Below are 12,601 nucleotides of genomic sequence, written 5' to 3'. Positions count from 1 at the left end.
AGCGTCCCTGTGTGGACGATCAACGTCCAGGCCGATGTCACCGGAGGAGACGCCGATGTTCGAGGAGTTCATGGGCATCCCGGCCCATCCTCTGCTGCTGCACGCCGCTGTCGCGTTCGTGCCACTGCTGGCCCTGCTGACTGTCGGTTACGCGTTCGTCCCGCCGATCCGGCCGCACACCCGGTGGGTGCTGGGGCTGCTCGCCGTGGGCGCACCGGTCGCCGCCCTGCTGACGAAGCTCTCCGGCGACGCCTTCCTCGAGCGGATGCGCGCCGCCAACCGGGTCACCCCCGAGTTCCTGCCGAAGCTGGAGGCGCACCAGGAGTTCGGTGACATCACGCTCTACGCCAGCATCGGCTTGGGGGTGGTGGCCCTGGCGCTGGTCCGGCTCGTCCCGCCGAGGGCCGCCGACGCCGACGCGGACGGACGGCCCGGTCGACCGCTGACCCTGGCGTTGCAGGTGTTGTCGCTGGTGGCCGCCGCCGTCACCGTGTATTACGTGGTGCGCACCGGCGACTCCGGGGCGAAGGCGGTCTGGGAGGGCCAGTGACGGTCAGGCGACCTCGTCGCGTGCTCGCGAGGAGAGCGCCACGAGCCACCCCGAGATGAGCACCGCTCCGATGGCGAAGCGGATGCTCGCACTCCCCTCGCTCCACGGCAGGGCGGTGAGCACGAACGCGACGGCACCGCTGGTGGCGCTGTAGAGCGCCCACTTCCGGTCCCCCTGGGCGGCGCACCGTCGAGCGAGCAGCAGGCCGGCCGCGATCAGCGACAGGAACGCCGCCGCGCCGCAGACCGTGTGCAGGACGCTGCCCGTGCTGGCCTGCTCGGGCAGACCCGCCGGGGCGCCGGGTGGCCAGCCGAGGGCGGGATCGGGCACGAAGATCCCGCCGCCGACCATCGCCACCCCGTACACGCCGACCAGCACCGGCACCACGGTGCCGGCCCGGCCCGGTCGCAGCGCCTGCCACAGGCCCACCGCGAAGGCGACGGCCAGTACTCCGGTGCCCACGAACGCGATGACCTGCAGCCAGCCGAGGTCGCCGAGGGTGAGTGAGCTGATCGCGTGCCGGCGCAGGTCGAATCCGGATCGGGTGAACGCCTGCCCGAACGACAGGAGAGGGAACAACAGGCCGGCGGCAGTGCCGCAGCCCAGCAGGAAACGGGTTCGGCGCAGCGATGTCTCGGCGACGGACGTCATGGGCGTGCCTCTCGATTGTCGGCGTCGGGGTTCACCGTCACGACGAACGAGGTGGGGCCGGATCGACACCGCTACGCACAAAGGTGGTGCGACCCGGCCGGAGCCGGGCCGCACCACGGTGTCGACGGTCAGCCGGCGTGGTACGCCCGGATGATGGTCTGGTCGATTCCGCTACCGCCGTTGGCGGCGGCCTTCACCCGCAACGACACGGGCTGCCCGGCGACGGCCCTCGGCAGCGCGACCCGGTAGCTGTCGCCGCTGCCGGTGACCCGGGCCGACGTCCAGGTGGCCCCGTCGTTCGTCGAGGTCCAGACCTCAAACGACGTCACCTTCTGCGCCTTGATGCCCCGCATCTGCCGGACGGCGAGTTCCGCCGTTCCGCCGGTGGCGTGGTTGTTGGTGTCCATCGGCAGCGCGTAGTCCACAGCGAGCAGCGGCAGCGGCACGCTTCCGGTGCCGTCCGGCCCGGCCGACCGGAACGTCCACGAGGTGTTGACAGTGGTGGAGATCGGCAGGATCAGGCTCGTGTCGACGTCGAGGGTCAGCCGGTAGTCGGCCACCTGCTGCGGCACCGTGAAGTCGGCGAGCGGGCGGTCCCGCTCCTCGACCAGTTTCCCGTTGCGGTACAACGACAGCTTGCGGTTCACCCCGATCGCGGAGCCCTGGAGGCAGTCGGCCCGCTGGTGCTGGTCGGTCAGCGACACCAGGTCGATGTGCAGGTTGCCCCGGGTCCGCGACGGCGCGGTGGCGCAGCTGTGGTCGACGCCGGCCGGGTCGTCGTACCAGCCGGAGTGCAGCGGCTGCCGCGCCCAAACCTTGGTCTGCCGACTGCCCGGCTGGTAGGTGCGGGGCGCTTCCTGGGCCGACAGGCCACCGTAGACACCCTCGTCGGCCCAGCGGTAGCCGGCCGAGAGGTAGTCGGTGCGGTACGGCGGCAGGTTCCCCTCGTGGGTCTGCGTGACCGGCACCCCGTCCGCTGTGAAACCGCTGCGGATCAGTTGGGTGACCATCCCCTCCGAGTCCACCTGGTGGAAGCGCTCCTCGATCCGGGCGAGCGTGGCCTGCTCGGCCTTGTTCACCCGGAAGGCGGGGTCGGCCGGGACGCCGCCGCCCGTGTACTCGTGCACCAGGTTGTAGCGGTACGGCGTGGCGGTGCCGGCGGGCGAGTCCAGATTGACCGCCGCCCAGGTGCGCCGGGAGCCGACTGTGGGCTTGGTCAGCGCCGTGGTGCGGACCGTCGTCCTGGCCCCGTACCCGCTGATCTGGTGCCACCAGGACAGGCCGTTCGGCGCGGTCTGGACGTTGGTGAGGTCGGTCCGGGTGGGCGTGGTGGGCACCCCGTCGACAGTCGCCGTCACCGGCTTGGCCCGCGCCGGGTCGAGCGTCACGCTCCGGGCACCGTGCACGTCCAGGTCGGCCTCGGCGGCGAGCGTCGTCTCCAACACGTCACTGTCGACGTAGTAGGCGACGGACGAGCCGAGGATCGCGTACCGGCCGGCCGGCACCCGCAGCGTGAAGGTGTCTCCGGGCGTGCCGCCCGCACCGTCGTAGTAGATCACCGGGTCGGTGAGGTTGGTGACCATCAGGTTGATCCAGCTCTCCGCGCCGTCCTTCAGGCCCGGCAGCGGCTTCGTCTGGATCGTCAGGTCGTAGCTGGGCTGCTCGACGGTGAAGCTCACCGGAGTGGTAGCGACCAGCTTGCGGCCGGAACGGGCGGTGACGGTGGCCAGGTAGAAGCCCGGCCGGGCGGCCAGCGCCGCACGATCGACCCGCAGGGTCGCCGCGGCGGTCGCGCCGTGCTTGAGCGTCAGCCGACTCGTCGACAGCGACGCCGCGCCGCGCGGCACCGGTCGGCCGTCGTGGTTGACGATCGACACGTCGAGGTCGAGAACAGCCGTCGACTCACCGGTCCAGCTCAGCTTCGTCTCGCTGGTTCCGGACTGCGGGTACGCGAAGGTGCCGAGGTTGACCACCGGCTGGTTGCTGGTGGGGCCATCCAGGGCCCGGACCGCGTTGAGCCGCCCGGCGCCGACGGCGTACGGGTCGATGCCGCTGAGCGGGTCGGCGGCGCCGACGAGGGCAGCCTTGAGTCGCTCACCGCTCCAGTCCGGGTGGCGCTGGACGAGCAGCGCGGCGGCGCCCGCCACGTGCGGGCTCGCCATCGAGGTGCCGCTGATCGCCTCGTAGTACCTGTCGATCGGGCCCTGGAGGTTGGTGCCGGCGGCCCGGGCGGCGACGATGTCGACACCGGGGGCGACCAGTTCCGGCTTGGCCACGTTGCTGGTGACCAGCGGCCCGCGGCTGGAGAAGTCGGCGAGCGTGTCGTTGCGGTCGACGGCGCCGACGGTCAGCGCGCTGGCGGCCGAGCCCGGCGAGGAGATGGCGCCGCCGCTGTTGCCGGCGGCGATGACGAAGAGCGCGCCGGTGGACGTGCTCAGGGCGTCGACGGCGAGCGACAGCGGGTCGCTGCCGTCGTCCGGGTCGCTGCCGCCGAGGCTCATGTTGATGACGTCGGCCCGGGTGGCGGCCCACTCCATGGCGGCGATGATGCCGGAGTCGTCGCCGAAGCCGTTGTCGTCGAGAACCTTGCCGATCACCAGCTTGGCGTCCGGCGCCACGCCGCGACGCTGACCGTGGGCGGCCGCACCGGTGCCGGCGATGGTCGAGGCGACGTGCGTACCGTGGCCGTTGTGGTCGACGGCGTCACCGCCCTCGGCGGTGAAGTCGGCCCGGTCGGCGACCCGGCCGACCAGGTCCGGGTGGGTGAAGTCGGCACCGGTGTCGAGCACCGCGACGCGGACGCCATTGCCGGTGTAGCCGGCCTTCCAGGCGTCCGGCGCGGCGATCTGGCCCAGGTTGCGGTCCAGGCCGGCCGGGCGCCCAGCGCCGGTCAGGGCGGTGGCCCGGACCTTGCGGTCGAGCCAGACCTTCTTCGCGCCGGCGAGCAGCGAGTTGGTGGCGAGCTTCGCCGTGGCCGGGCTCTTCTTGGGTACGCGGCCGGCGACCGCGCCGATGCTGGGCAGCGGCAGCACGTCACCGAGCGCGGCCACCCGGGCGGACGCGGTGGCGGGCTGCACGATGAGCGGCAGCTCGGCGGAGTTGTCGTCGTCGTAGCCGTCGGCGATCAGCGTGGTGACGTCGAACAGGTCGGGGTCGAGGACCGAGCCGAGTTGGGACGCGACGCGGGCGGGGATGACGTGCAGGTGACCGTCGGGGCCGCAGCTCTGGTGGATCACCGCGTTCTCGTCCGCCGGCCGGATCGTGGCCTGTGGGCAGCCCGATCCGGTGTCCCGTACGGTCACCACGTCGCCGGTCAGCAGGGTGACGGTGTGCGTCTTGCCGTCAGCAGTGGCTGCGGGTGCGCCGGTCTGACCGATGTCGCTGGGTCCGGCCGTGGCGGCGCCGCCCGGTAGGGCGGTCAGCGTCGTGGCCGTGACGGCGACGGCCAACAGCCATCGCGTTTTCCTGAGCATGGTGCTCCTCGTCTAATGTGGACGAAACCGCCTCTTCGGGCGACTCCGGCAAGATCATATGCAGGGGAACGATCATCCGGGCACCCCTTGACGAGGGGTTTTCCGGCCCGCGCGCTGAAGATTTCGGCGCTGTTTCGCCGCCGGGCTCAGTTCGATGTCGTTTCGATTGCCGCCCACTGGACCGGCAGCGACGGTGTGGACGACAGATGCGTCCCTGGCCGAAGGGATCGACGGGACGCCGGCCCGGACCTAGCATGACGACGAATGGATCTTCGAGATTGGCCAGTGCCGACCCCCGGCAACCAGCCCAACCGAAGGGAGACGCGCATGCGTCGACCCCGTCATCTGGCACTCCTGAGCGTCGGCGTGTCCGGCGCCCTGGTCCTCGGCGCAGCCCCACCCGCGGCTGCCGCCCCGCCCACGCCCACCACGCCCACCGGCATCGTGGTCAGCGACGGCATGACCCAACCGGTGTTCTCGCTCGCCGACGCGATCGAGGAGCGGGTGTTCGTCCAGACCTCTGTGGACACCGACCACGACGGTCGGCCCGACCGGGTGGCGATCGACATTTCCCGCCCCCGGGAGACCGCCACGCAGGGCTTCAAGGTGCCTGTCATCTTCGAGCACAGCCCGTACCGCAAGGGCACCTGGGGTGACGTGCCGTACCCGAGCGTGCTGGTCGACGACCTGCCGCAGAACGGCCTGACCGACCGCAGCGGGCGTCGCGCCCTCGACGCCGGCGCACAACGGGCCCAGGCGAAGGCCAACCTGCCCGGCTCGTTGGACGACTACTACGTGCCCCGCGGGTACGCGGTGGTGCTCGGCCAGAGCGTCGGCACCGGCGACTCGGACGGCTGCCCGACCAGCGGGGACCAGGCCGAGACGCTCGGCACCAAGGCGGTCATCGACTGGCTCAACGGCCGGGCCAAGGGGTACGACGCGAACGGCGCCCCGGTCACCGCCGGCTGGACCACCGGCGCTGTCGGCATGACCGGTGTCTCCTACAACGGGACGCTGCCCAACCAGGTGGCCACCACCGGCGTCAAGGGACTCAAGACCATCGTGCCGGTCTCCGCGATCAGCAGCTGGTACGACTACTACCGGGCCAACGGTCTGGTGGTCGCGCCAGGGACGTTCCAGGGCGAGGACCTCGACATCCTTGCCCAGTACACCGCCGGGCAGGCCCGCGCCGCAGGACAGTGCGCCGACGAGCTCGCGGAGATCACCGCGGAGCAGGACCGGGTCACCGGCGACTACTCGACGTTCTGGCGCGACCGCGACTACCTCGACGCCCGCGACGTCAAGGCCAGCGTCTTCGTCGTCCACGGCCTCAACGACTGGAACGTCAAGACCGAACACTTCGCCGGCTGGTGGGACCAGCTCGCCAAGCGCGACGTCCCCCGCAAGATCTGGCTGCACCAGGGCGGCCACGGCGGTCCCGGCAGCAGCGCCTCGGTGACCCTGCCCAGCGGCCAGACGTGGACGTACAAGCAGACCGAGAACCGCTGGTTCGACTTCTGGCTGTGGAACGTGCGCAACGGCATCATGGACGAGCCGACGGCGGTGCTCCAGCGCGAGGACCGCGCCTACACCACGTACGTCAACTGGCCCGACCCGGCGGCGCGGGAGGTCGGCCTGCGCTTCGCGGCCACCGACACCACCGCACCCGGCGCGCTCACCACCGGCAAGCCACCGAAGACCACTGTCGAGCAGAGCTTCGTCGACGAGGGCCGGACCTTCCACCCGGACACCCTGGTGTCCAACCCGGACACCGCGAACGCCAACCGACTCGCCTACCGCTCCCCCGAGCTGACGCAGAGCGTGCGCATCTCCGGGCGTCCGGAGATGCGACTGCGGATGGCTATCGACAACAAGCCGGACGCGAACCTCACCGCGTACCTGGTCGACTACGGCCCGGCCGGGTCGACCGCCGCCCCGACAGTGGTGACGCGAGGGTGGATGGACCCGCAGAACCGCAAGAGCGCCGCGCGCACCGAACCGGTCAAGCAGGGCAAGCTGTACGACTACCGGTGGACCATGGAGCCGAAGGACTACATCTTCCCGGCGGGACACCGGATCGGTGTGGTCGTCTTCTCCAGCGACCAGGAGTACACCCTGCTGCCGTTGGGCGGCACCGAGTTGCGGGTCGCGCCGAACGACAGCGAACTGCGACTGCCGGTTGTCGGCGGGCGGAGCGTCCTCGGGTTCTGATCTCGTCTCCGCGCTCCCGGGTGGGGCAGTCCGACACGTTCGGGCTGCCCCACCCGCACGTCGGGACCACTCCGCCGCTGATCGCGCCGCGCGTGCCGCCGCGCAGGTGCAGTCGGCCGCCGCGCAGCGGCGTGATCCACTCGGCTTTCATGAAGTCGGAGCATCCCCGGCTCCGGGACACCGCGACTTTCAGGAACCCGAGTCGATCACCCCGCCATGAGCGCCGTGTCCGTATCGTCGGACGGGCGCGGTGGGCTGATTGTCGGGTTTGACCATTGATGTCGGGTGGTCGGGGCCACCCCGGCGGCGGAATCGTGGGCCGGGCCGGGTCGTTATACCTGGCATGCCACCGCGACTCTCGGGTCGTGGGGCGCGGCAGCCGCCGGGAACACCCGGCCGACCGCCCCGGTTACACCCCCCACACGGCCGAGCACCACAACAGGCCGACCCCCCGCGGGTAGGCGGAATGATCCGCCACCGGCACCCGTTACACCCTGTCCCGACGCCGACCCCCTGTCGTGGGTCGCCGGGCAGAACCCCCTTGAACTTCCCCCCGCACGGTCGCAGTACCCCCCGTTGAGTGCCGTGCGGGACACCCCCGATGCAGAGGAGCACGCCATCATGCGTACCGATCTGATCCGTAAGACCGCCCTGACCGCTGCTGGCCTCGCGTTCACCGGTGGGGCTATCGCCGGACCGGTGACTGCCGCGTACGCCGCGTCGGATGCCAAGCCGGCCACCCAGACGCAGAGCGACCGTAAGCCCGCCGGTGAGCGTCAGCTCGGTGTGCGCTACGAGGCCCAGCCGAACTTCTACTACTGCGGCCCGGCCGCCACGCGTAACGCCCTGTCCGTGCAGGGCAAGGAGATCAGCGTGGACGCCATGGCCAAGGAGATGGGCACCACCGAGGCCGGCACCAACTCCATCAACGACATCACCCCCGTGCTGAACAAGGAGACCGGTAAGAACGACGCCTACCACAGCGTGGAGATCTCCAGCCCCAACGCTGACGGTAAGCAGACCGACCGGCTGCGCGCCGACGTCGTGCGCACCGTGGACGACGGCCGGGCCGTGGTCGCGAACATCGCCGGCACCAGCGTCGACACCGACGGCGGGGTGCACTCCTTCGAGGGCGGGCACTACATCAGTGTCGTGGGGTACCGCGACGGCGGGAACGTGGTGAAGATCGCCGACTCCGCCGACCCGAACACCGCCTCCTACGAGGTCACCGTCGAGCACCTCGCGGACTGGATCGCCACCCGCGGCTACGCCACCAGCTGACCCACATCACCAACAGCACATGACCGAAGGGCCGGACCCCACCACGGGGTCCGGCCCTTCGTCGTCATTTCCACCAACTGCGGCACGTATTGACAAATGTCGACTTCAACGTGAGGCTGAGAGGCAGTGAGAGCGCTCTCTCGCACCGGCCCAACCGGCCACCACCCAGTCTGGCCAGGCACAACTCCGATGCCTTCGGCGGCGGCGCCGGAGCTGTCCCTGACCCGTCCCCCGACAGGAGTCACGAGATGGACAGGGCCGCACCCCTCTCCGGCATCCCCCGCCGACTGCGCCTCGCCACGGCGATCGGCGCACTGCTGGTGCTACTCGGCACGTACCTGGTGTCCACCACCGACCGGGCCGACGCCGCCCCCGGCCAAGCCGGCGCCGACTTCGGCGCCAACGCCATCCGGGTCGCCGAGTTCCCCGCCGACTGCACCTACAGCCACCGGCTGCCGGACGACCCGATCGTCTTCCCCGGGCTGCCCGGGGCGTCGCACATGCACAGCTTCTTCGGCAGCACCGTGACGAACGCCAAGACCACCCTCCCGGACCTGGTCAACTCGCCCACCACCTGCAACCCGCGGGTGGACGTCTCGTCGTACTGGGTGCCGACCCTGTATCGGGACAACGTCGCGGTGGAGCCGGCGATCGCCACGTTCTACTACCTGGGCGAGGGCGTACGCGCCGACGTCGTCGCGAACACCCAGCCGTTCCCGCAGGGGCTGCGGCTCGTCGCCGGCAACGCGAAGGCCACCGGGCCGAACGACAGCATCGCCCGCTGGTCCTGCCTGCACGCCGGGCACGTGCCGCCGTCGAAGGACTTCGTCAACTGTCCGTCGGGCACGATGCTGGAGTCGTACCTGGACTTCCCGCAGTGCTGGAACGGCCGTGACCTCGACTCGCCGGACCACAAGAGCCACCTGGCGTACCCGGTGAACCAGGCCTGCCCGAGCACCCACCCGGTGCACGTGCCGAAGTTGCGGCAGGTGCTGCGGTACCCGGTCACCGGCGACCCGTCGCGGTTCCGGCTGGCCTCCGGGCCGGGCTACACGATGCACGGCGACTTCTTCAACGCCTGGCCGGTGGCGGAGCTGGCTCGCCGGGTCCAGGACTGCATCCGTCCCGTCATCAAGTGCGGTCACGACGGCCGACCGATCTGAGCGACAACTCCGCACCACGGCGGCGGGTCCGGTCACCCGGGCCCGCCGCAGTGGTTGGGAAGGGAGATCGGATGCGCCAGCTCACGGCGTTCACACTGCTCATCGGCGTGCTGCTCGTGGCCGGCTGCGGCGACGGTTCACGGGACGCGGCCAGCACCCCCAATCCACCCGTGACCGCGCCACCGGCGACGACCGCGCCGACGGGCACGGCGTTCAACCCCACCGACATCGCCTGGCTGCAACTGACGGTGGCGATGACCGAACGTCTGCTGCCCGTACTCGATCTGGTGCCGGCGCGGACCACCGACCCGGCCTGGCGGCAGACGGCCACCCGGGTGGCGACCACCCGGCGCGCCGATCTGGACCGCGCCCGCCGGCTGCTGGCCGATGCCGCCGCCCCGACCACGAATCCGCACGAGGGGCACGACATGCCGGGCATGGCCACCGCGCAGGAGATGACAGCGCTGCGGGCGGCCAGCGGGCAGCCGTTTCACCGCCTGCTGGCCGGGCACCTGCGGGCGCATCTCGCGCAGTCGGTCCGGATCGCCAGCGCGGAGCAGCAGAGCGGAGTCCAGCCGGCGACCGTGGCGCTGGCGGCGGACGTGGTCCGGTCCGGCACCGCCGACCTCGCCCGACTCGATCATCTCGACCCCGCGTAGCCGCGCGCTCAGCCGCGAGCGGTGACGATCTCGTCGAGCAGCGCGGCCAGCTCGACCGGACGGGACAGGAACGGTGAGTGGCTGGATTCGATCCGCCGGGCGCTGCTGGCCCGAGCGGCCATCTTCTCTTGAAGCGGCACCGGAATGGCCTGGTCGTTGGTGCAGACGATGTAGGTCGACGGGATCGAGCGCCAGGCCGGCTCGTTCACCCGGTCCACGCATGCCCGCAGGCGCTGGTCGACCAACTGACCGATGGCGGCCTCGGCATCGGCGTCCGACAGGTCGCCGTAGAACGCCGTGCGCGGGTCCCCGGTGATCGGGATCAACACGTCGGTCTCGACCGGGTCCGGTACGCCGTGGAAGCTGAACATCGACTCGCCCCGGTCCAGCTGGTACGCCGTCAGGTAGACGAGGTGCTCGACCTCGGACAGGCCGGTGGCGGCCTCGCTGACCGGGATGCCGCCGTACGAGTGGGCCACCACGACGACCGGCCCGCCGATCGCCGCGATCTCCTTGCGGACGGCGGCGGCGTCGTCCTGCATGCCGCCGCGGGCGTCCGGCCCTGAGGTGGGCAGGTCGACGGCCCGGGTCTGGTAGCCGAGGACGTCCAGTTCTGCCCGGAGCCGGTCCCAGACGGCCGGCCGGTGCCAGGCGCCGTGGACGAGCAACAGGGTGGGGCGGGTCGAGGTCATGGCCTGCGCTTTCACTTATCGGACACAGTGCCGGACAGTGTGTCCGACGAAGCCAACGATAGCCGGCTCCGCCCAGCCGACCACCCGAGGCGGGTGAACTCCGGGCGTCGGTGCCGTGATCTGCGCGACCACCACCGGCCCAGCCCGTCGTCGTCACTCACCCCAGCTCCGAGCACGGCATCCTCCAGCCCCCGGGAGCGAGAGTTCTCGGGCTGGCCAGCGGGAGCGGAGTCTGCGGTCGTGGCTGGCCACGACGATGGCACCTGGGCCGGTGCCCAGGGCGTCCTCCAACTCGTCGCAGAGCGTCGGCGAGAGGTGGTTGGTGGGCTCGTCGAGCAGGAGCAGCTCCGGCGGATCGGCGACGAGCACCGCCAGGGCGAGCCGACGGCGCTGTCCCACCGACAGGTCGGCCACCGGGCGGTCGAGGTCCGCCGGGGCGAGCAGCCCGAGGGACGACAGCGGTACGACAGCGGCCCGCTCCATACCGACGGCCGCGTCGAAGACCTGCCGGGCCGTCCGCCGCGCGTCAGCGAAGACGGTGTCCTGGGCGAGCAGGACGACCCGCAGTTCCGGTCGTCGCCAGAGCGTTCCGGCAACGGTCAGGTGGCCGGCGAGCACGGCGAGCAGAGTCGACTTGCCAGTGCCGTTGGGGCCGGTCACCAACAGCCGGTCGCGGGACCTGAGCTCCAGGTGCGCCACCCGCAGTCGGCCGGGAACCTCCAGCCGATCCGCCGTGACGATGACCCCGTCACTGTCGCCGACGGCGAGCGCCGGCGCGTGGAAGCGCAACGGCTCCGACGGCACCGGAACGGGGTCGCGCTCGATCGTCTCCAGTCGACGGACGGCGTCGCGGACGCGACGGGAGATCTGGTTCTGAACGCGGCCGGCGGTGTGCCCGTACCCCATCTTCTCGCTGTCGCGCGGGCCCCGACCGTGGGCGACCTGGTGCCCGCTCACGGCGGCGGCCTCGCGCAGCTCGGCGAGGAGCACCTGCTCGTCGTCGTAGCGCCGTCGCCATCGTTGCGCCTCGGCCCGCTTCGCCGTCAGGTACGCGGTGTAGCCGCCGCCGAAGCGGACCGGTCCGTCGACCGCCGGGTCCAGGTCGATGAGATCGGTGCAGACCGCGTCCAGGAAGGCCCGGTCGTGACTGGCGACCACGACCACCCCCGGCATGGCACGAAGCTGGTCCTCGCAGAACGCCGCCGCGGCGTCGTCGAGATGGTTGGTGGGCTCGTCGAGCAGCAGCGCGCTCGGCCGGCGGACCAGCATCGCCGCGAGGGCGAGCCGGCCACGTTGCCCGCCGGAGAGCGCGCCCACCATGCGGTCGTGGGGCAGCCCGCCGAGACCGAGGCCGTCGAGGACCGTGTGGGCACGGCGGTCGGCGTCCCAGGCGTCGCGGTCCTGCGCCCGTTCCAACACCTCGCCGTACGCGGCCAGCAGCTGGTCGTGCTGCTCGGTGCCCTGCGGCGAGTCGGCGAGCGCGACGCCGATGCGGTCCAGCTCGGCGAGGTCGGCACGGGCCTCGCGCAGCGCATCGTCGAGGACCGCGGCGATGGTCGTGGCTGGACGAAACGGCAGTTCCTGGTGCAGGAAGCCGACGTCCGGTGGGCGTGTGACGGTGCCGGAGTCGGGTACGTCGACGCCGGCCAGGACCCGCAGCAGTGTCGTCTTGCCGGTGCCGTTCTCACCGATCAGGCCGATCCGGTGGCCGGGCGCGGCGGTCAGGGAGACACCGTCGAGCACCCGGCGGTCGCCGCGGACCCGCACGAGGTCATGGGCGATGAGAGCAGGTCGAACAGACATGGGGAACCTCGGAGACGACGATCCGGGGCGCACACCGGCGCCCCGGTGGAAGCAGGGCATGACGACGGAGGCCGCGGCGACGAGAACGCGATCACGCGCTCGTCGGCGGCCAGTCAGG

General features: G+C 71.4%; 9 protein-coding genes. 5 read left to right on the top strand and 4 right to left on the bottom strand.

Annotated elements, in window-relative coordinates; translation table 11 throughout:
• Window positions 1–55: 55 nt before the first annotated feature.
• The gene (locus OG598_RS07545; protein ID WP_328653712.1) at window positions 56–550 is read left to right on the top strand and encodes a DUF2231 domain-containing protein; all 495 of its coding nucleotides are present in this window, start codon (window positions 56–58) and stop codon (window positions 548–550) included.
• Between the two features lie 3 nt (window positions 551–553).
• Here the strand turns inward: OG598_RS07545 and OG598_RS07540 are convergent, their stop codons facing one another.
• Complete coding sequence (locus OG598_RS07540) at window positions 554–1,201, bottom strand: DUF998 domain-containing protein (protein WP_328653711.1); 648 nt, start codon at window positions 1,199–1,201, stop codon at window positions 554–556.
• A 128-nt stretch (window positions 1,202–1,329) separates the two neighbouring features.
• Complete coding sequence (locus OG598_RS07535) at window positions 1,330–4,674, bottom strand: S8 family peptidase (RefSeq protein ID WP_328653710.1); 3,345 nt, start codon at window positions 4,672–4,674, stop codon at window positions 1,330–1,332.
• A 327-nt stretch (window positions 4,675–5,001) separates the two neighbouring features.
• Here OG598_RS07535 and OG598_RS07530 point away from each other — a divergent pair, with 327 nt between their 5' ends.
• The 4 genes from OG598_RS07530 (at window position 5,002) to OG598_RS07515 (ending at window position 9,988) form a co-directional block, all read left to right on the top strand.
• Window positions 5,002–6,885 (top strand): Xaa-Pro dipeptidyl-peptidase, encoded by a 1,884-nt coding sequence (locus OG598_RS07530; protein WP_328653709.1) that lies wholly within the window; start codon window positions 5,002–5,004, stop codon window positions 6,883–6,885.
• Between the two features lie 621 nt (window positions 6,886–7,506).
• Entirely contained in the window at window positions 7,507–8,166 is a 660-nt protein-coding gene (locus OG598_RS07525) for a C39 family peptidase (RefSeq protein ID WP_328653708.1), read from the top strand.
• A gap of 248 nt (window positions 8,167–8,414) precedes the next feature.
• Window positions 8,415–9,329, top strand: coding sequence for a DUF1996 domain-containing protein (locus OG598_RS07520; protein ID WP_328653707.1), 915 nt, complete (start codon window positions 8,415–8,417; stop codon window positions 9,327–9,329).
• 71 nt (window positions 9,330–9,400) lie between these two features.
• Window positions 9,401–9,988, top strand: coding sequence for a DUF305 domain-containing protein (locus OG598_RS07515; protein WP_328653706.1), 588 nt, complete (start codon window positions 9,401–9,403; stop codon window positions 9,986–9,988).
• A gap of 8 nt (window positions 9,989–9,996) precedes the next feature.
• Here OG598_RS07515 and OG598_RS07510 read toward each other — a convergent pair whose 3' ends face one another.
• Together OG598_RS07510 and OG598_RS07505 are read right to left on the bottom strand one after the other, a co-directional pair.
• Complete coding sequence (locus OG598_RS07510) at window positions 9,997–10,680, bottom strand: alpha/beta fold hydrolase (RefSeq protein ID WP_328653705.1); 684 nt, start codon at window positions 10,678–10,680, stop codon at window positions 9,997–9,999.
• Between the two features lie 153 nt (window positions 10,681–10,833).
• On the bottom strand, window positions 10,834–12,483 hold the full coding sequence (locus OG598_RS07505; protein WP_328653704.1) for an ABC-F family ATP-binding cassette domain-containing protein: 1,650 nt from the start codon (window positions 12,481–12,483) through the stop codon (window positions 10,834–10,836).
• Window positions 12,484–12,601: the final 118 nt, after the last annotated feature.

Origin of the sequence: Micromonospora sp. NBC_00330 (genome assembly GCF_036136635.1) — a bacterium.
In the GTDB taxonomy this organism is placed as follows: domain Bacteria; phylum Actinomycetota; class Actinomycetes; order Mycobacteriales; family Micromonosporaceae; genus Micromonospora; species Micromonospora salmantinae.
The sequence above is the reverse complement of the archived record's forward strand: the minus strand, read 5'-3'. Positions and strand labels throughout refer to the sequence as shown.